The sequence below is a fragment of the Pseudonocardia sp. genome (genome assembly GCF_025965585.1).
Lineage (GTDB): Bacteria > Actinomycetota > Actinomycetes > Mycobacteriales > Pseudonocardiaceae > Pseudonocardia.
This window is the reverse complement of the sequence record NZ_JAOPWR010000528.1, coordinates 1-18635: the sequence shown is the minus strand read 5'-3', so window position 1 is coordinate 18635 and position 18635 is coordinate 1. Positions and strand designations below refer to the sequence as shown.

General features: G+C 72.3%; 21 protein-coding genes and 1 tRNA gene. 8 read left to right on the top strand and 14 right to left on the bottom strand.

All coding sequences use genetic code 11. From position 1 onward, the window contains the following. Positions 1–514 (top strand): hypothetical protein (locus JWR81_RS32495; protein WP_297661568.1); only part of this gene is annotated, 514 nt, incomplete at its 5' end. Positions 515–521: 7 nt separating this feature from the next. On the opposite strand, the gene JWR81_RS32490 is transcribed toward JWR81_RS32495, so the two are convergent. The 7 genes from JWR81_RS32490 to JWR81_RS32460 all read right to left on the bottom strand — a co-directional run bounded on the left by JWR81_RS32490 (position 522) and on the right by JWR81_RS32460 (position 4456). Further along, the gene (locus tag JWR81_RS32490) at positions 522–1127 is read right to left on the bottom strand and encodes an FABP family protein (protein ID WP_297661569.1); all 606 of its coding nucleotides are present in this window, start codon (positions 1125–1127) and stop codon (positions 522–524) included. A gap of 17 nt (positions 1128–1144) precedes the next feature. After that, the gene (locus JWR81_RS32485) at positions 1145–1279 is read right to left on the bottom strand and encodes a hypothetical protein (protein WP_297661566.1); all 135 of its coding nucleotides are present in this window, start codon (positions 1277–1279) and stop codon (positions 1145–1147) included. A gap of 95 nt (positions 1280–1374) precedes the next feature. Next, positions 1375–1674: a DUF1416 domain-containing protein gene (locus JWR81_RS32480; RefSeq protein WP_297661564.1), complete on the bottom strand. Its 300-nt coding sequence runs from the start codon at positions 1672–1674 to the stop codon at positions 1375–1377. Beyond that, positions 1674–2519, bottom strand: coding sequence for a sulfurtransferase (locus JWR81_RS32475; protein ID WP_297661562.1), 846 nt, complete (start codon positions 2517–2519; stop codon positions 1674–1676). The genes JWR81_RS32480 and JWR81_RS32475 overlap by 1 nt, the downstream gene beginning before the upstream one ends. Continuing rightward, on the bottom strand, positions 2516–2983 hold the full coding sequence (locus JWR81_RS32470) for a DUF4395 domain-containing protein (RefSeq protein WP_297661560.1): 468 nt from the start codon (positions 2981–2983) through the stop codon (positions 2516–2518). Before JWR81_RS32470 ends, JWR81_RS32475 begins: the two co-directional genes overlap by 4 nt. 212 nt (positions 2984–3195) lie before the next feature. Beyond that, positions 3196–3621 carry a thioredoxin family protein gene (locus JWR81_RS32465; RefSeq protein WP_297661558.1) on the bottom strand — a complete coding sequence of 142 codons (426 nt, stop codon included), beginning with the start codon at positions 3619–3621 and terminating at the stop codon, positions 3196–3198. A 46-nt stretch (positions 3622–3667) separates the two neighbouring features. Then, on the bottom strand, positions 3668–4456 hold the full coding sequence (locus tag JWR81_RS32460; protein ID WP_297661556.1) for a DUF2993 domain-containing protein: 789 nt from the start codon (positions 4454–4456) through the stop codon (positions 3668–3670). Between the two features lie 328 nt (positions 4457–4784). Between JWR81_RS32460 and JWR81_RS32455 the strand changes: the two genes are divergently transcribed. The 6 genes from JWR81_RS32455 to pstB all read left to right on the top strand — a co-directional run bounded on the left by JWR81_RS32455 (position 4785) and on the right by pstB (position 10822). Further along, positions 4785–5567 carry a response regulator transcription factor gene (locus JWR81_RS32455; RefSeq protein ID WP_297661554.1) on the top strand — a complete coding sequence of 261 codons (783 nt, stop codon included), beginning with the start codon at positions 4785–4787 and terminating at the stop codon, positions 5565–5567. 45 nt (positions 5568–5612) lie between these two features. Beyond that, the gene (gene mshD, locus JWR81_RS32450) at positions 5613–6551 is read left to right on the top strand and encodes a mycothiol synthase (RefSeq protein WP_297661552.1); all 939 of its coding nucleotides are present in this window, start codon (positions 5613–5615) and stop codon (positions 6549–6551) included. Positions 6552–6776: 225 nt separating this feature from the next. Then, positions 6777–7874, top strand: coding sequence for a phosphate ABC transporter substrate-binding protein PstS (pstS, locus tag JWR81_RS32445; RefSeq protein WP_297661550.1), 1098 nt, complete (start codon positions 6777–6779; stop codon positions 7872–7874). A gap of 115 nt (positions 7875–7989) precedes the next feature. Continuing rightward, positions 7990–8946, top strand: a complete 957-nt coding sequence (gene pstC, locus JWR81_RS32440; protein ID WP_297661549.1) for a phosphate ABC transporter permease subunit PstC — start codon at positions 7990–7992, stop codon at positions 8944–8946. Beyond that, entirely contained in the window at positions 8946–10034 is a 1089-nt protein-coding gene (pstA, locus tag JWR81_RS32435; RefSeq protein ID WP_297661547.1) for a phosphate ABC transporter permease PstA, read from the top strand. The genes pstC and pstA overlap by 1 nt, the downstream gene beginning before the upstream one ends. Positions 10035–10042: 8 nt before the next feature. After that, complete coding sequence (gene pstB / locus JWR81_RS32430; RefSeq protein ID WP_297661544.1) at positions 10043–10822, top strand: phosphate ABC transporter ATP-binding protein PstB; 780 nt, start codon at positions 10043–10045, stop codon at positions 10820–10822. A gap of 21 nt (positions 10823–10843) precedes the next feature. On the opposite strand, the gene phoU (JWR81_RS32425) is transcribed toward pstB, so the two are convergent. The 6 genes from phoU (JWR81_RS32425) to JWR81_RS32400 all read right to left on the bottom strand — a co-directional run bounded on the left by phoU (JWR81_RS32425) (position 10844) and on the right by JWR81_RS32400 (position 17718). Further along, positions 10844–11494: a phosphate signaling complex protein PhoU gene (phoU, locus tag JWR81_RS32425; RefSeq protein ID WP_297661542.1), complete on the bottom strand. Its 651-nt coding sequence runs from the start codon at positions 11492–11494 to the stop codon at positions 10844–10846. Between the two features lie 5 nt (positions 11495–11499). Further along, positions 11500–12156 (bottom strand): phosphate signaling complex protein PhoU, encoded by a 657-nt coding sequence (gene phoU / locus JWR81_RS32420; RefSeq protein ID WP_297661540.1) that lies wholly within the window; start codon positions 12154–12156, stop codon positions 11500–11502. 79 nt (positions 12157–12235) lie between these two features. Then, the gene (locus JWR81_RS32415) at positions 12236–13756 is read right to left on the bottom strand and encodes an LCP family protein (RefSeq protein WP_297661538.1); all 1521 of its coding nucleotides are present in this window, start codon (positions 13754–13756) and stop codon (positions 12236–12238) included. Between the two features lie 1392 nt (positions 13757–15148). Continuing rightward, on the bottom strand, positions 15149–15946 hold the full coding sequence (locus JWR81_RS32410) for a GGDEF domain-containing protein (protein WP_297661536.1): 798 nt from the start codon (positions 15944–15946) through the stop codon (positions 15149–15151). Between the two features lie 146 nt (positions 15947–16092). Then, on the bottom strand, positions 16093–17229 hold the full coding sequence (gene dusB / locus JWR81_RS32405; RefSeq protein ID WP_297661535.1) for a tRNA dihydrouridine synthase DusB: 1137 nt from the start codon (positions 17227–17229) through the stop codon (positions 16093–16095). 21 nt (positions 17230–17250) lie between these two features. Then, positions 17251–17718 carry a superoxide dismutase family protein gene (locus tag JWR81_RS32400; protein ID WP_297661533.1) on the bottom strand — a complete coding sequence of 156 codons (468 nt, stop codon included), beginning with the start codon at positions 17716–17718 and terminating at the stop codon, positions 17251–17253. 239 nt (positions 17719–17957) lie between these two features. Here JWR81_RS32400 and JWR81_RS32395 point away from each other — a divergent pair. Beyond that, positions 17958–18030 (top strand) — tRNA-Lys (locus JWR81_RS32395). Between the two features lie 213 nt (positions 18031–18243). Here JWR81_RS32395 and JWR81_RS32390 read toward each other — a convergent pair. Continuing rightward, positions 18244–18432 carry a hypothetical protein gene (locus tag JWR81_RS32390; protein ID WP_297661531.1) on the bottom strand — a complete coding sequence of 63 codons (189 nt, stop codon included), beginning with the start codon at positions 18430–18432 and terminating at the stop codon, positions 18244–18246. Between the last annotated feature and the right edge of the window lie 203 nt (positions 18433–18635).

Here is an 18635-nt window from a genome sequence, read left to right as displayed (position 1 = left end):
GGACGCCCCAGCGGTCGAGAACGCGCGGGTCGGGGCCGAGCGCGCCGACGCGGCCGCGCCCGGCGTCGTGACGAGCGACGGCGAGCCGGGTGAGGTGTCGTCGGACACGGACCGGGATCGCGCCGAGGACACCGGCACGGCCCGCGACACCACCGCGGTCCCCTCGCCCCGCCCCGCGGCCACCACCGGCTCCAGCCGGACCGTGGCCGCGGCCGTCGCGCAGGCGCTGGCCGCCCGTGCGGCAGCGGGCCGGGAGGCGCCGGCGGAGCCGGAGCCGGCTGCAGTACCGCCCCGCGAGGCCGACGCCCGCGACAGGCTCCTCGCGGTCCTCCTCGACGACCCGGCCCGTGCCGTGGGCGCAGCGGAGGAGCTGGAGGCCTGCCGTGGCCATCTGGGCGATGTGCTCGCACGGCTGGCGCGTTCCGGGCTGCGGCACGACCAGTTGGCGCGCCTGTCCGGGTTCTCGATCGACGAGGTCACGGCGCTGCTCGCGCAGCAGGGCGTCACCCCGTAAAACGGGTTCAGCCGGCGATGCGGCTCAGCCGGGCCGAGAGGTGCGGCTGCAGCGGCTGGCCCATCATCTGCCGCTCGTCGACGTAGGCCAGGTCGCCGCCCTCGACGAGCCCGTAGAGGCGGTGCGAGGCCGTGACGTCCTTGGCCGTGGCCGTCCGCACGACGGCGTCGGTCTCGATCTCCCACGAGGTCAGGTTCCGCGCGCGACCGTAGAAGATCTCCGAGATGCCGGTGGCGTGAGTGATGAGCACCTCGAGCTCGCCGTCCTGCTGGGGGCGCCAGAACCCGGTCTCTCGGGCGGCAGGCCGCAGGACCTCGCCGTCGTCGCCGATCAGCCAGGCACGCGACTCGTAGGACAGGAACGGGCGCCCGTCGTGGGCGAAGACGATCTGCTGGCCGAACGTGAACGGCCCGTCGATGGTCGGGTAGACCGCCTCGCCGGCCCCGCGCCAGACTCCGATGAGCGGGAGCAGGCCGAGGCACTGCTGGTGCAGGTCGGGCCCCTCGCGGAGGTTGGCGGTGTCGTCGGGGATCGGCAGGTCCTCGAAGCGCGGCCGGTTGCGCCGCGGCGAGTCCGGCGCGGCGTTGGCCGGCCCGCTGATGGTGTCGGGCAGGTCCGGGTCCGGGGTGGTCACGATGCGGGGTCCACGGTGGGAGCATCGGCCGGGCCGGGTTCCGTGGTGAACAGCCGGCGCAGCAGGTGGCCGGTGAAGGCCACCGTGCCCGCGCTGACCGCGATCAACAAGCCGGTGAAGAACCAGTGCACGGCGGTGAAGCCTAGTCGCCACCCGGTCCGGACGCGCGAACGGCACTTCCGCGCGGACCTACCGCGCCGAAGTGCCGTTCGTGGACGGGCTCGGGTCAGGCGACCGCGACCTCGACCTTGTGCAGGCCGGGGCCCTCGGCGTTCAGCACGCTCTGGCCGTTGCCGGCCCGGCTCAGGGCCCGCAGGGTCCAGGTGCCGGGGGCGGCGAAGAAGCGGAAGTCGCCGCTCGCCGACGCCACGACCTCGGCGGTGAACTCGCCGGTGCCGTCGAGCAGCCGGACGAACGCGCCGCCGACGGGCTGGCCGCCGGCCAGCACACGCCCGGTCAGCACGGTCTCCTTGGTGAGGTCGGTGCCCGCGGGCAGCGAGACCTCCTGGTCAGGGGCGCCGCACATCAGGCCTTGCTCCCCGCGCCGAGCTCGATCGGGACGCCGATGAGCGAGCCGTACTCGGTCCAGCTGCCGTCGTAGTTCTTGACGTCGCCGTGGCCGAGCAGCTCGTGCAGCACGACCCAGGTGTGCGAGCTGCGCTCACCGATGCGGCAGTACGCGATGGTGGCCTTCGAGCCGTCGAAGCCCTCGTCGCCGTAGAGCTTGGCGAGCTCGTCGTCGGACTTGAACGTGCCGTCCTCGTTTGCCGCCTTGCTCCACGGGATGTTGATCGCCGACGGGATGTGGCCGGGACGCTGCGACTGCTCCTGCGGCAGGTGCGCGGGCGCGAGGATCTTGCCGGAGAACTCGTCGGGCGAGCGGACGTCGACGAGGTTCTTGTTGCCGATGGCGGCGACGGTCTCGTCGCGGAAGGCGCGGATCGAGTTGTCGGCGTCCTTGGCGGTGTACGTGGTGCCCGTGCGCTCGGGAACGTCGGTGGTCAGCGTGCGGCCGTCGAGCTCCCACTTCTTGCGCCCGCCGTCGAGCAGCTTGACGTTCTCGTGCCCGTAGAGCTTGAACTCCCAGTAGGCGTAGGCGGCGAACCAGTTGTTGTTGCCTCCGTAGAGCACGACGGTGTCGTCGTTGCCCACGCCCTTGGCGGACAGGAGCTCCTGGAACTGCTCCTTGGTGGGGATGTCGCGGCGGACCCGGTCCTGCAGCTCGGTGGTCCAGTTGACCTTCACGGCGCCGGGGAGGTGACCACCGTCGTAGGCGGTGGTGTCCTCGTCGACCTCGAGGAAGACGATGCCGTCGGTCCCGAGGTTCTTCTCGGCCCAGTCGGCGGTGACCAGGACGTCCTGGCGGCTCATGCGGTAGCTCCCTGCTCGTTGCGGTTCTTGAGACGGGCGATCAGTGCGTACATCTCGCAGCCCAGGCAGAAGCCGAAGGCCGCGTTGAGGAAGGCCGCGGCCAGCGCGAACGCGGTGGCCACGACGCCGAGGGTGGTGAGGCCGGTGAGGTACCCGACGACACCCGCGACGGAGAACACGAGGCCGACGGTCTGGGAGAAGCGCACGGGGGCGGCCTCCTCCTTCTCGGACGGCGGGCCCAGCCGCGGTGCGAGGAGCACCCGGAAGAGCACGGAGTAGGGCGAGAAGCGCAGGCCGACGAACGCGCCGAGCGCGAACACCACCGCCTGCGCCGCCAGCAGCCAGCCGCTGCCGGACAGCAGCACCAGCGCGAGGACGACGGTGGTCACGGCGGCCGAGAAACGGACACCGCGCGGATCGACCGGTGGATCACCGGGACGGGCTGGGACACGTCGCAAGGACATGAGAGGGGCTCCTGAGGCTGTTCAGACGAGAAGTGCGCACGCCGGGCGCGGCGAAACGGCTCAGAGGGCCGGACACAGGCAGCTGCCGACGCGGCACAGGTCGACTGCGCGTCGTCGGGTCAGCGGCCAGAACACGCTGGTGAGGGTAACCGAGGATCCCGTTTCGCGGGAGCGTGCTCCCAGCCACTGGGTTTCCCGATCGGGTGACGGGATCACGTGCGGTCCAGCTCCGGGGCCAGCACGGCCTCCAGCTCGGCGACGCGGGGCACCCCCGAGATGCGGCCCAGCTCGGTGCCGGCGCGGTCGAAGGCCACCACGGTCGGGGTGCGCATGACCCCCAGCTCACGAGCCACGTCGGGCCGGTCGGCCACGTCGACCTCGCGGTGGACCACTCCTGGGGTGCGGGCGCTCAGCCGGCCGAGCACGCCCGCGGTCTGCCGGCACGGGGCGCACACGGGGGAGGAGAGCTGCAGCAGCAGCACCCGATCGTCACCCGCGGGCGGGGCACCGGCCAGCGCCCATCCGCCCGACGCCGTGCCCCCGGCGCGCACGCGGCCGTCTCGTGCTCGCAGCACCAGCCCGACCACAGTGGCGAGCGCCAGCGTGCCCACCAGCACCGCGATCCCGACTACGTTCACGCCGATGCCAACACCCGGTCGGCCCAGTGGCATTCCCGGCCGGTGGTCAACCCGTGGCGGAGGTGCTGCCACCGAGGTCGAGCCCGCTGGCGGTGCCGCTGATCACGAGCTCCCCGTCCTGCGCCTGGAACGTCTCCGGCTTCACCTGGAACGGGAGATCGCCGGCGTCCAGCGGCTGGGTGAACTGCGCGAGGATCGCGCGCTGGGCCGCCTGCGGGATGGGCAGCGGCGTGCCGTCGCTGAGCCGGACGTCGCGGGGCGCGATCTGCGCCTTACCGCCGGACAGGTCGAGCACGGCCAGCACCGCGACCTCGATCGGCTGACCGAGCAGCGACACGGTGCCGACGATGCGAGCGGCCTTGTCGGGGTCGATGTCGGCGAGCGAGGCGTCGCCACCCTCCTTCACGAGCTGCTGCAGGGCCTTGGTGTCGACGTTCTCGACCCGCATCTTGGTGACGCCGGGCACGAGCCGCTCGAGGTCGTTGGCGTCGACCTTGACGGTGCCCTCGGCCTGCGCGACCTGGACCTTCTTGGGGCCGGACCCCAACAACATCGACAGCGGCGCGGTGACGTCCTCCAGGTGCGCGGTGAGCTCCACCTCGCGGAACTGCCCCACGGTGAGGCGCGTGGCGTCGACGTCGACGCTCGAGTACCGGCCCGCCACGGCCTGCGTGAGGAACGGGAACCCGTTGATCCGCACCGCCGGGTCGTCGGCCAGCCCGATCTGCTGGCGCATCTGCCGGGACACGGCCGACTCGGCGAGCGCGGCCGTTCCGAAGTCGGCGGCGACGAGCAGTCCCACCAGCACGAGCAGCGCGACGACCAGGCGCCTCATCCGACCTCCGACCCTCCACCCGCGGCGTTCTGCCGGGGTGTCCGACCGTAGAGGCGGCCTGATCGACGGTGACGCGGGGGGCGGACGGAGCTGTGTCCGGGGCGGCCGCGTGAACACCGCATGGCCGTCGTGTGGACGACGACTGTGGCCAAGTGTGTGACCTCGGCGCTACGCGCGTGGCCCATTGCCCGGTTAAGCTGCACCGATCCGCGAACCGGTGTTCCAGCCGGATCACGCGGACGTGAACGGTGCGTCAGCGTCGCCCGCCGTGATTCGGACAGGGGTGCCCCACCGGTGCCCCGGCCCCCCCGAGGAGAGGAGGCACCACGTGGAACTCCTTCTGCTGACGGCCGATCCCGAGCCCGGATCGGTGCTGCCGGCGCTGACCCTGCTACCGCACGGTGTCCGCACCGCCGCCCCCGAGGTGGCGGCGCTGCTCGACGCCGGCCCGCACGACGCGGTGCTCGTCGACGCCCGCACGGACCTGGTCGCTGCGCGCAGCCTGTGCCGGCTGCTCGGCAGCACAGGCATGGACGTGCCGGTCATCGCCGTGCTCACGGAGGGCGGCCTGGTCGCGGTCTCCGGCGAGTGGGTGGTGGACGAGATCCTGCTGCCCGGCGCCGGCCCCGCCGAGGTCGACGCCCGGCTGCGGCTGCTCAAGTCGCGCCCCGGCACCGACGCGGGCCGCGACGGCGGCGCGCTGGTGCTCGGCGAGCTGGTGATCGACGAGGCCACGTACGCGGCACGGCTGCGCGGGCGCCTGCTGGAGCTCACCTACAAGGAGTTCGAGCTCCTCAAGTACCTCGCCCAGCACGCCGGCCGCGTCTTCACCCGGGCGCAGTTGCTGCAGGAGGTCTGGGGCTACGACTTCTTCGGTGGCACGCGCACGGTCGACGTCCACGTGCGGCGTCTGCGCGCCAAGCTCGGCACCGAGCACGAGCAGATGATCGGCACCGTGCGCAACGTCGGCTACAAGTTCGTCCGGCCCAGCCGCGGCGCGCTCGGCGTCCCCACGGGTGCTCTGGGCGACACCGACGCGGACGAGGGCTCCGACGACGGCGACAGCGACCGTGGCGCGATGCGGGTCAACGGCGTTGCGGGCATGGCCTGATCGACGTTCCGGACCCGGGACCGGCCCGCGGGTAGGGTCGGTCCTGTGATCGATCTGGAGTGGCACTCCGGCCTCGACGAGCACCAGGTCGCCGAGGTCCAGGCGCTCATGTCCGCGGCCACCGACGTCGACGGCACCGCGCCGCTGTCGGAGCACGTGCTCATGCACCTGCGTCACGGCGGCGACACCGAGGCCCTGCACCTGCTGGGGCGTGACGACGCGGGCGTCCTCGTGTCCTTCGCGCACCTCGACGCCACCGACCCCGTCGCGGGCGGTGCCGGGGAGATGGTCGTGCATCCCGACGCCCGCCGCCACGGCCTGGGCGACCGCATGGTCCAGGCCCTCCTCGACCGGATGGCGGCGGCCGGGTCCCCCACGGGCGGCCGGCTCCGGCTGTGGGCGCACGGCGGGCACCCCGGCGCCGCGGCCCTCGCCGCGCATCACGGTTTCACCCGGACGAGGGTGCTGTGGCAGATGCGTCGCAGCCTGCTGGCCCCGCTCGCGGCACCGCACTTCCCCGACGGTGTCCGGCTGCGCACGTTCGTGATCGATGAGGACGAGCCGGAGTTCCTGCGCGTCAACAACGCGGCGTTCGACTGGCACCCCGAGCAGGGCGGCTGGGACCTCGGGCAGATGAAGCTGCGCGAGGCCGAGCCGTGGTTCGACCCGGCGGGGTTCCTGCTCGCCGTCGACGCCGACGACCGGCTGCTCGGCTTCCACTGGACGAAGGTCCACGGCGGTGGCGGCTCCGGTCCCGAGCACTCGCACGAGCCGATCGGTGAGGTCTACGTCCTCGGGGTGGACCCGTCCGCCCGCGGGATGCACCTCGGTACCGCGCTGACCCTCGCCGGCCTGCGACACCTGCGCGACCTCGGGCTCAGCCAGGTGATGCTCTATGTCGAGGCCGACAACGATGCGGCCGTACGCGTGTACCGGGATCTCCAGTTCACGCACTGGGACACGGATGTTTCGTACGTGCGCTGACAACCGTTCACCGCTCCGCAACCCGGCCGGCGATGGGACGAACCACGTCATCGCTGGTCGCGGGTAGGTCACGATGACGGCCTTTCGGGTGTGATGCCTCACGCCCGGTGACGTGTTCATTCTCCGTTTACCTGATCGGGGGGGTGCGTCCACCGGGCTTACCTACCGTCGCCGCCGTGCGGCCCCCGAGCCGCACGGCCCGAACACCATGACGGAGGACTACAGGTGAAGACCGTGCGGCACAGTGCCCGTGCCCGAATCGCCGCGGTGGGCATCGCCACCACCGGCGCCATGATCCTCGCCGGCTGCGGCGCGGCGAACGAGAGCGGCTCGACCGGCAGCTCCTCGACCTCCGTGTCCGGAACGATCTCCGGCGCCGGCGCGAGCACCCAGCAGGCCGCCACCCAGGCCTGGGTCGCCGGCTTCCAGACCACCAACCCGAACGCCACCATCAACTACGACCCGAGCGGGTCGGGCGCCGGGCGCACGCAGTTCGAGGGCAACGGCGTCGACTACGCCGGCAGCGACGCCTACATCACCGGGGCCGAGATCCAGAAGGCCCAGAGCCGCTGCGGCGGGGACTACGTCGAGGTCCCGGACTACATCTCGCCGATCGCGATCGTGTTCAACCTCCCCGGTGTGACGAGCCTGCAGCTCACCCCGTCGCTGATCGGCAAGATCTTCAACAAGAAGATCACGATGTGGAACGATCCGGCCATCGCCGCGGTCAACGCGGGCGTCACGCTGCCGAACCTGGCGATCTCGACCGTGCACCGGTCGGACAAGTCGGGCACGACGATGAACTTCACCGACTACCTGAGCCAGGCCGCCGCGGCGGACTGGCCGTACAAGGCCTCCGACACCTGGCCGACCCAGGGCGGCGAGGCGGCCCAGGGCACGTCCGGCGTCGTCGGCGCGGTGAAGGCCGGCCAGGGCACCATCGCCTACGCCGATGACAGCCAGGCCGGCGGCCTCGGGAAGGCCAAGGTCCAGGTCGGCAGCACGTACGTCGACCCGTCCGCCGCCGGTGCGGCCAAGCTCGCCGAGTCCGCGACCCGCGTCACCGACGGTGGGCAGTACGCGTTCGCCTACAAGCTCCCGCGCACGACGACCGACCCGTCGATGTACCCGGTCACGCTCGTCTCCTACTTCATCGCCTGCGCGAAGTACCCGGACGCCGCCAAGGCCGCGCTGGTCAAGTCGTACCTGACCTACGTCATCAGCGCCGACGGCCAGGCCGCCGCCGCGAAGGCCGCCGGCTCGGCCCCGCTGAGCGACACGCTGCGGTCGACGATCATGCCTGCTGTGGCGGCGATTTCCTGAACGTCACAGTATCTAGCCGTCGGGGCCGGTCGGTCGTCATCATGGTGACGATGGACCGGCCCCGACGGTGCCGTCCTCGGCTCACGCCCGTGAGTCCGCCGCTCGAGAGGACACCGTGAGCGCCCCCACCACGACTCCCACGCCGACCGCGCCACCGCCGAAGGCGGTCCGGCAGCTCGGCGACCGCATCTTCGCCGGCTCCGCCAGGGGCGCAGGCATCCTCATCCTGGTCGTCCTGGCGGGCGTCGCCGCATTCCTCGTCATCCAGGCGCTCCCGGCCATCGTGGCCTCGCCGGCCGACCTGCCCGGCGGCGAGAACCTGGCGGCCTACATCGGGCCGCTCGTCTTCGGCACGCTGTTGTCCGCGTTCATCGCGCTGGTGATCGCCACGCCGCTCGCGGTGGGTGTCGCGCTGTTCATCACCCACTACGCACCGCGCCGCCTGGCCCAGGGGCTCGGCTACGTCATCGACCTGCTCGCCGCGGTACCGAGCATCGTGTTCGGCCTGTGGGGCGTCGCCGTGCTCGCCCCCGCGTCGCTGGGCCTCATGACGTGGCTCAACACCTACCTGGGCTGGATCCCGCTGTTCGCGGGCCCCGTCTCGGCCACCGGTCGCACGATGCTGGTCGTCGGCGTGACGCTGGCCGTCATGATCCTTCCGATCATCACCGCCGTCTCGCGCGAGGTGTTCCTGCAGACGCCCAAGCTGCACGAGGAGGCGGCGCTGGCGTTGGGCGCCACCCGCTGGGAGATGATCCGCATGGCGGTGCTGCCGTTCGGCCGCTCCGGCATCATCAGCGGCGCGATGCTCGGCCTGGGCCGCGCGCTCGGCGAGACCATGGCCGTGGCGATCATTCTGTCGGGATCGGGCATCATCACGTTCAACCTGATCAGCTCGAGCAACCCGTCGTCGATCGCGGCCAACATCGCGCTGCAGTTCCCCGACTCCACGGGCGTCGCGGTCAACACGCTCATCGCGTCCGGGCTGGTGCTGTTCGTGATCACCCTGCTGGTCAACTCGCTCGCCCGGTACATCATCAACCGCCGCCGTGAGTTCTCGGGAGCCAACTGATGACCATCGACACCGGGACGACGCAGTACGAGAAGATCGAGCCCCCGACGCCGCCGCCCTCCCTCGTCCGCGCCGAGCTCCCGCGGTGGGCGCCCTGGGGCATCCTCGTCGGCTCGTTCGTGCTGGTCGGGGTACTGCTGGCGGTCACCGGCGGGTTCAGCGCGGGGCTCTTTGTCGTCGGCTCGGCCGTGGTCTTCGGCCTGGCCACCTACCTCATCTCGCGGTTCGTCGAGGGTGGGCGCAAGGCCACCGACCGGCTCGTGACGATCGTCGTCACCGTAGCGTTCCTCATCGCGCTCGTCCCGCTGATCTCGGTCCTGGTCACCGTGGTGGGCAACGGCGTTGCCCGGTTCGACACCGAGTTCTTCACCGAGTCGATGCGCGGCGTCGTCGGTGCGGGTGGAGGCGGCTACCACGCCATCGTCGGCACGCTGATCATCACGGCGCTCGCGGCGGTCATGTCCATCCCGATCGGGGTGCTCACGGCCGTCTACCTCGTCGAGTACAGCACCAAGAACCGGCTCGCCCGGTCCATCACCTTCTTCGTCGACGTCATGACGGGCATCCCGTCGATCGTCGCGGGCCTCTTCGCGTTCGCCCTGTTCTCGCTGTTCTTCGGCCCGAGCATCCGGCTCGGCTTCGCCGGCGCCGTGGCACTGAGCATCCTGATGATCCCGGTCGTCGTGCGCTCCACCGAGGAGATGCTCAAGATCGTGCCGAACGAGCTCCGCGAAGCGGCGTTGGCGCTGGGCACGCCGAAGTGGCGCACGATCATGAAGGTGGTCATCCCGACGTCCATCGCGGGCATCGCGTCCGGCATCACGCTGGCCATCGCCCGCGTGATCGGCGAGACGGCGCCACTGCTGATCGCGGTCGGGCTCACCACCGGGGTGAACTTCAACCCGTTCTCGGGCCGGATGATGACGCTGCCGGTCTTCGCCTACAACTCCTACGCGGCCCCGGGTGTGCCGCGCGAGCCCTTCATCGACCGGGCGTGGACCTCCGCGCTGGTCCTCATCATCATCGTGCTGGTGCTGAACCTCGTCGCGCGTCTGGTCGCGCGGGTGTTCGCCCCCAAGACCCGATAGGAAGCCTCATGGGCAAAGCGATCGACGCCAAGAACCTGAACATCTACTACTCGCAGTTCCTTGCCGTCGAGGGCGTGAACATGACCATCCGGCCGAAGACGGTCACCGCCCTCATCGGCCCGTCGGGCTGCGGGAAGTCCACCTTCCTGCGCTCGATCAACCGCATGCACGAGGTCATCCCCGGTGCGCGTGTCGAGGGCAGGGTCGAGCTCGACGGCAAGGACCTCTACGGGCCCGGCGTCGACCCGGTGGGCGTGCGCCGCCAGATCGGAATGGTGTTCCAGCGCCCCAACCCGTTCCCGACGATGTCGATCTACGACAACGTCATCGCCGGGCAGCGCCTGAACAACAAGAAGATGAAGAAGGACGCCACCGACGCCCTCGTCGAGCAGTCGCTGCGCGGGGCCAACCTCTGGAACGAGGTGAAGGGCCGCCTCGACAAGCCGGGCTCGGGCCTCTCCGGTGGGCAGCAGCAGCGCCTGTGCATCGCCCGCGCCATCGCCGTGCAGCCCGACGTCCTGCTCATGGACGAGCCCTGCTCGGCGCTGGACCCGATCTCCACGCTGGCGATCGAGGACCTCATCAACGAGCTGAAGACCGACTACACGATCGTCATCGTCACCCACAACATGCAGCAGGCCGCCCGGGTCAGCGACTTCACCGGGTTCTTCAACATCGAGGGCACCGGCAAGCCCGGCCACCTGGTGGAGATGGACGAGACGAAGACGATCTTCTCCCAGCCGAGGGAGAAGGCCACCGAGGACTACGTTTCGGGCCGCTTCGGCTGAGCAGGGTCCCCGGCGCCGTCCTCAGATGGCGATCGCGTCAGGCTGCTGGCCGGTGACCGCATAGACGGTCTCGCGCGCCACCACCACCGCGTGGTCGGCGAAGCGCTCGTAGTAGCGGGCCAGCAGAGTGATGTCGACGGCCGCGGCCACGCCGTAGCTCCAGGCCGGGTCCATCAGCACACCGAACATGTGGACGTGCAGCGCGTCCATCGCGTCGTCGTCGGCGTCGAGCTCGACGGCGAGGACCACGTTGCGGGTGCGGGCCACCTCGGCTGCCTTGAGCGCCAGCTCCACGGCGAGCCTGCCCATCTCGGCGAAGTGGGCGCGCACCTCGTCGGGCAACGGCCTCCCGCGCTCGGCCGCCTGCGCCACGTGCAGGGCCAGGTCGCCCATGCGTTCGATGTCGCCGGCACTGCGGATGGCCGAGACGACGCGCCGGAGGTCACCGGCGACGGGGGCGTGGAACAGCAGGGCGTCGGTGGCGGTCTCCTCGACGCGCGCCCGCAGGGCGTCGACCTCGGCGTCGCCTGCCACGACCTGCTGGGCCAGCCGTTCCCGGCCCTCCAGCAGCGCGCGCGTGGCTCGGTGCAGGGCTCCCGCGACGGAGATGCACATCTGCGCGAGCAGGTCCGAGATGTCCTGGAGCTGCTGCGGCAGGGGGGCCGGGGGCATCGGCGTCAGACGGTGAGCGGCCCGGGCATCTGCCCGGTGACCACGTAGACGATGCGGCGGGCGACGGCGACGGCGTGGTCGGCGTAGCGCTCGTAGAAGCGGGCCAGCAGCGTGATGTCGACGGCGGGGCCCACGCCGTGGCTCCAGTGGCGGTCCATCAGAACGCTGAACATGTGCCGGTGCAGGTCGTCCATCGCGTCGTCGTCGGACTCGAGCTCGGCCGCCGCCGCGAGGTCGCGGGTGCGGATCACGTCGCCCGCCTTGCGCGCCAGCCGCACGCCGACGCGCCCCATCTCGGCGAAGTACGGCGCCACCTCGCCGGGCAGCACGGGCTGCGGGTGCCGGCGGCGCGCGGCCTGGGCCACGTGCAGTGCGAGGTCGCCCATGCGCTCGATGTCGCCGGCGCCGTGGATCGCGGACACGACGATCCTCAGGTCGGTGGCCACCGGGGCCTGCAGGGCGAGGAGGGCGAACGCCTTCTCCTCCGCGGCCGCGCGGATCTCGTCCACGCGGATGTCCTCGGAGATGACCTCCTCGGCGAGCTGCAGGTCGGCGTCCAGGAGCGACCGTGTGGCCTTCTCCAGCGCTTCGGCGACCTGGTTGCACATCCCGGCCAGACCGTCGGCCAGATCGTCGAGTTGGTCCTGGTAGGCGTCACGCATGCGTTGGAGGGTAGCCGGAATGTCCGGACCGGGCCTCCTCGGTGGATGAACCAGGGGTGAACGGTCGTGTCGATCGGGGTCAGGCGCAGCTCGCGGTGGCCGTCGGGGCCGCGGCCGGGGCGGCCGCCTGCTGGACCGGGGCGCGGACCACGTTGTCGAACGACCGGCCGAGCACGAGCTGCAGGACGCCCGTGGCGCCCGGGTCGGGGGCCGTGGTGGCGGACGGGACGGTGGCCGCGAGCAGGTCGGCGGCCGCGGCCTGATCGGGGGAGTAGCGGATCACCGTCTGCGATGTGGGCTGCGGGGCGTTGGACACCGTCCCGACACCGAAGCCGAGCTGCTTGAGGGTGCCGCCCACCTTCGCGGCCAGCCCGGACTGGTCGGAGGCGTTGAGCACCTGCACCGTGAGGCCTGACGGGGCCGGGCCGGTGCGGCCGCCCGTGGTGTCGGTGGCGTTCGAGGGCAGCGGGGTGTCCTTGCGCAGTGCCGCGAACAGCGCGGCGGCGTCGGCGTCGCGCAAGGTGACGCTGCCCCCATCGGTCTCCCCGGACGTCGGCACGGTCGTGAACGTGACGCCGTCGGTGGTCGGCGACCGCAGCGACAGCGACAGCGCAAGGATCTGGTCGAGGCTCGCCCCGTCCGAGGTGAGGGCGTCGCCGAGCGCGGGGCGCAGCGCGGCCAGGCGGGTCAGGTCGAGCAGCCCGGTGCTGCTCAGGGTCGTGTCGAGCACGCCGGCGAGCACCTGCTGCTGCCGTTCGATCCGGCCGAGGTCCGCGGGCGGGTCGCCGTCCACGTCGGCGGCCCGGACGAAGTCGCCCGCCTCCGAGCCGTCGAGGGTGGTCTTTCCCGAGTCCGGGACGATGGGGCCGAGTACGCGGTCCAGCACCGGTTGCGTCACGCAGACGTTCACGCCGGAGACGGCGTCGACGACCGCACCGAGACGGTCGAGGTCCAGCCCGATGTACTGCGTGACGGCCAGCCCCGTCAGCTGCTGGACCACGCGCGTGGCGCACCGTGGCCCGCCCATGTCGAGCGCGGTGGCGAGCTGGGTGCGGGCCTGCGCGGGCACGATCTCGGACGTGTAGCCGGCCGTGGCAGGGTCGAACCGCTCGCACGGCGGCCGGTTGATCTCCAGGTCGGTGGGCACAGACAGCACCGTCATCGGGCCGCCGCCGGGCGGCACGTGGGCCACCAGCACGGTGTCGGGCCGCGGGGAGGGCGCCGCCTGCTGCGACGCGGCACCCGGCGCCGAGCCCAGATCGGTCGCGACGACCAGCACGTTCTCGGCGCCCTGCTGGGCGTCGGCGTCGACGATGGCGCCGGACCCCGGATCGAGGGCAGCCACGTTGCGGACGGCCGAGCCGAGCCAGCTCTGCGCGGCCCACCCGACGGTGGTGGTGCCGAACACCACGACCGCCAGCGCGAGCGCGAGCACCTTCCATACCCCGGGCCGGGGGATGGGCCGGAGCAGTGGCTGCTTCTCCGCGGACTCCTCGTCGTCGACGTCCTCCTCACCCTCCCGCTCGGGCAGGGTGAGACCCGCGTGGGCGGCCGTCATGCGGGTGAGCGTCTCGTCGATGCGGCGGGACCGGAGCGCCACCGCTTCGGTCCGCTCCGCGCGGCGGGTGCGCTCCGCCTGCTCGCTGACGTCGGGGACGCCGGAGCCGATGTCCTCGCGGGCGGGCCCGACGACCGGACGAGCGGCGACGGTGTGCCCGGCGTCCGTCTCCCGCCGGGCGGTGCGGTCGGACCGTACGTGCGCCGTGGGTTCGGCGCTGCTCTCCGGGGTGATGCTGCGGTCCGGGGTGCGGACGGCGTCGTTCGCCCGCGCGGTGGCGGCGCGGTGGACGGCGGTGGCTCCCGCGGCCCCGTCGAGGCTCCGCGCTGTGCCGTTCGCCCGTGCTGTGCCGTTTGCCCGTGCGACGCCGTTCGTGGGCGCTGCACCGTTCGTGGGGGCTGCACCGTTCGTGGGGGCTGAACCGTTTGTGCGCGCCGAACCGTTCGGAGGTGCTGAACCGTTCGGAGGTGTTGTGCGGTTCGACGGCGTCGTCCCGGTCGTCGGCCCGGTGCCGGGTGCCGGGTGGGCGCCGGGTGCCGGGTGGGCGCGGTCGACCGGCGCGGCTCCAGTAGCCGCCGGACCTGCCCCGTTGCGGGGTCGCGCGCCCGCGTCGTGCCCGTTCCGTGTGGCCGGGCCCGGCCCCCGGCCGGATGCGCCCGGGCCGCCGGCCGGAGTGCGCCCAGCCGGGGCGACGGTGTGACGCCGTGGGACCGCAGAGTCACCAGGCGGGGGTGCGACGAGCGGCGGTGCTGTGGGCGGCGGTGCCGATGCGCGGCGCGACGGGGTGCGGGAGGCGGCTGGCGGGAGCGCCGTGGTGGCCTCCGCCGGCGGGGGCTCCGGAGCACGGCGCCGCCCGGTGACCGGCGCGGTCGACGAGACCCGAGGAGGCGCGGCCTGCTGCGTCGGGCTCTGGTGCGCCGGGCCCTGGTGAGCCGGGTTCCGGAGCGGAGATTCCGGAGCGGAGCCGTTCCGGGGGGCGAGCGCCGTCGCCGGCGGCGGGGCGATCGGCGGCCATCCCGCCGCGTTGTGGCTCGCCGGAGGTGGCTCGCCCGCACGTGGGCCTGCCGGGCGTGGGGCGGATGGTCCGGCGGCCCCCGATGCGGAGCCGGGCAGTCGGGCAGGTGCCGGGGGAGCGGCGCCAGGGGCCGGCGTGAGCGGGAAGAGCACGTGGCCGTTCGACCGAACCGGCGGGAGCCCGTCCTCCGCTGCGTCGAGCGCCGCGTGCTCCTGCTCCTCGGCGGCGCGCCTGCGTGCGGCCCGGCCCCCGGTCGGTCCGGAGAACCCGTGCCGCGCGAGGATGGCGTCCACCGTCTCGGGCTGCCCGACGGGGGGACGTCCGGTGGCGCGAGTACGGTCCTGACCGCCCTCCACGCCACCTCCTCGGACACGCCCCCTGGTCAACTACCCGACCTTAGGGAGATGCCTCCGACGAGGTCACAACCGGGTCTCGGCCTGCCCCGGCTGCGTGATGGCCCGGCGTCCACCCGCCGGACCTGCGAGTCGGACGAATCCGGTGCCCTCGTCGCGGTAGGCGACGGCGTTGCGCCCGGAGTCCTTGGCGGCGTAGAGCAGCACGTCCGCTGCGCCGACCAGCCCTTCGACGTCGGTGAGCGGGCCCGCCGTGTGCGCGACACCGATGCTGACGGTCACGCGCAGGCGCTCGTCCAGCTCCGGCCAGGGGTGGTGGTCGATGCGGTGGCGGGCCGCCTCGCAGGTACGCACGGCGTCGGCGGGTTCGCAGCCGGGCAGCACGAGCGCGAACTCCTCGCCGCCGTAGCGCGCGCAGAACGCGCCCTCGGGCAGGCCCGTGCCGAGCTCCGCGACGATGCGCTGCAGCACGCGGTCGCCGAAGCGGTGGCCGAAGGTGTCGTTGACCTGTTTGAAGTGGTCGGCGTCCACGAGCGCGACCGACAGGCCCGCCGTCCCGCGGCAGGCCGGGTCGTCGAGCAGCGTGACGAGCCGCTCGTCGAGGTAACGGCGGTTGTAGCTGGATGTGAGGCTGTCGCGGCGGCTCTGCTCCCGCGCCTCCGCGTGCTCGCGGCGCAGCCGGGCCAGCTCGTCGGCGGGCACGGGCTGGCCGTGCAGCAGCCGGACCGCGGCGCGCAGGTGCTGGTAGGCCTGCTCCCAGTCGCCCTCCGCGGCCAGCCGTTCGGCGGTGGCGGTGTGCCGTGCCGCCGCGTGCCGCGGTGTCGCATCGTCAAGGGCATGCCCGTCGATCGCGTCGCGCATCATGACCACTGTCCACCTCCTCCGTCTGAAGGGATGTCGACGGGACGGGTGGGGCTCTTGAGGTGTACGCACCCGTTCAGGCGGCCAATCCCACTCGACGGTGAAACGGCCCACCCGACCGGGTCGATCGCGGCTAGATGAGTGATCAACTATCCCCCGGAGTGATCGAGTTCCGCACCGAGGGGGACGGACGCGTCGTCGGGATCGTCGAGCCAGTGCTCGGGCAGCACCACGCGGCCCGGGGAGCCCTGGCGCCCGCGCGGGCCGTCGGCGTCGGGCGGGAAGGGCTGGTCGTGGTCGAGCTGGGCGAGCAGCTCGTCGAGCTCGTCGATGCTGCCGACGAGGCCCAGGCTGCGACGGAGCTCCGGCCCGACCGGGAAGCCCTTGAGGTACCAGGCGATGTGCTTGCGCATGTCGCGGATGCCCTTGTCGGGGCCCATGTGCTCCTGCAGCAGGACGGCGTGGCGGCGCATGGTGGCGGCCACCTGGCCCAGGGCGGGCGGCTCGGGCAGCGGGCGCCCCGCGAACGCGGCCTCCAGGTCGCCGAACAGCCACGGTCGTCCCAAGCAACCGCGCCCGACGACCACCCCGTCGCAGCCGGTCTTCGCGACCATCGCGAGCGCGTCCGCGGCGCTGAAGATGTCGCCGTTGCCCAGCACCGGGACCTCGGCGGGCAGGGCGTCGCGCAGCCGCGAGATGGCCGACCAGTCGGCGGTGCCGGAGTAGCGCTGCGCGGCCGTGCGCGCGTGCAGGGCGACGGCCACCGCTCCCGCGTCGACGGCGCGGCGGCCGGCGTCGAGGAAGGTGTGGCGCTCGTCGTCGATGCCGATGCGCATCTTGACCGTGACGGGCGTCGACCCGGCGTTGTCGACGGCGGCCTTGACGATCGACTCGAACAGCCGCCGCTTGTACGGCAGCGCCGCCCCGCCGCCCTTGCGGGTGACCTTGGGGACGGGGCAGCCGAAGTTCATGTCGATGTGGTCGGCGAGATCGCGCTCCACGACCATCTGCACGGCCCGCCCCATCGCGACCGGGTCGACGCCGTAGAGCTGCATCGACCGCGGGTGCTCGGCGCCGTCAAAGGCGATCATGCGGAACGTCAGGGGGTTCTTCTCGACGAGCCCGCGCGAGGTGATCATCTCGCAGACGTAGAACCCTGCACCTTGCTCACGGCACAGACGGCGGAACCCGGCGTTGGTGATGCCCGCCATCGGGGCCAGCACGACCGGCGTGGCGGACGTGTACGGCCCGATCCGGAGCGGACGGACGGTCGTGGGGGCACTCACGCTGTCCCATTGTCCACGTCGTCAGGAGGCCACGGTGATGCAGCCCGCCCGGCTGCCGGCCGTGCCCGCCCGGCACGGGTCCGTGGCCGTCGCCATCGTGTGCACGACCAGCGAGTGCGCCCGCCGTTCGCCGGTGAATTCCCAGGCCACGGTCGTCCGGGCGCTGCCGGCGCCGGTGTCGTCCGTGGTGAGGTCGAGCCAGATCTCGTTGTCCGGGTTGGCGTGGAGCGGGTCCACGCTGGGTTGCACCGGATCGGGCTGGTTCTGGAAGTGCGGCCCGGCCGCCGCCCCCGTCGCGCCGCACAGCTGCGTGTGGGCGTGCGCGCCGTAGGTGCGCCCCGGCTGCAGCCCACGCACCGTGAGGGTGACGGTGGTACGGCCGTTCGCCGACACCGAGCTGACCGCCTCCCGCGCCCTGACCGGAACCAGCGCCGTGTCGTATGTGACGGCCGTGCCCTGCCCGGTCCCGAACGTGCCGTTGACTAGCACCTGCGCACCGTCTCGGCCGCCGGGGCGATCACCTCGGTCGCGACGGACCCGCACCCCGACAAGCTCAGGACTGCGATGAGCCCGATCAGGACCGGACGGCAGGGTGGCGCGTGTCACCAGGATGGTGGGTCACCAAATGTGCTGGAGACTGACCCTCTGTTACGACGGGCGAGTGGCAGGCGGAGGTGAAGGCGAGCGTCGTAGGCTGTGGCCGTCGCTGAACCCGTGCGGTTCGGCGCGGGCCTCTAGCTCAATCGGCAGAGCAGCGGACTTTTAATCCGCGGGTTCGGGGTTCGATCCCCCGGGGGCCCACAGGGCTTGAACAGCTGTTATGCGGCTGCTCAAGGCGACGCGCGATGAGCCGGTCCTGATCGGTTTCCATCCCGGCAGTCTCACCACAGCGCCCCGCCCGACGTGGCGATTCGAGCAAACCCGCGCCCGCGGCGGCGCGGGGGCGGGTCACTGTGCGCCGCCCGGGCCGGCGTGTCGCGATGCCGGATGATCGATGGGTGGCGGGCCGGGGGTCTAGTCGGGTGGTTTGGGTGTGGCGGTCCACCGCACCACCGCCACGATCCCGCCAAGCTCGGTGAGGTGGGAGAAGTCGGCGGCGAGCTCGGCCAGCTTGGTCGGCAAACCGGCGTTGACCAGCGCGGCGCGCAGCGCCTCGCAGGTGGCGGCGACGCGGGCGGGGCGGGGTCGGTGACTGCGCTCCACGCGTACTGCAAGGCGTCTCGGCGCCGCGTGGTCAGCTTGTTGAGCGTGGCCGCGACGGCGGGGTCGGGGTTCCAAGTGGTGTGCTCAGGCCGGCCGCGGGCGAGCATCGCAGTCCGGGCCGCGGTACCGGCCGGGTCACTGACAGGCATACGGCTCTCCCCTCGGGTCCTCGTGCGATGTTGAGCAGCCAGCGCCAGCGAATG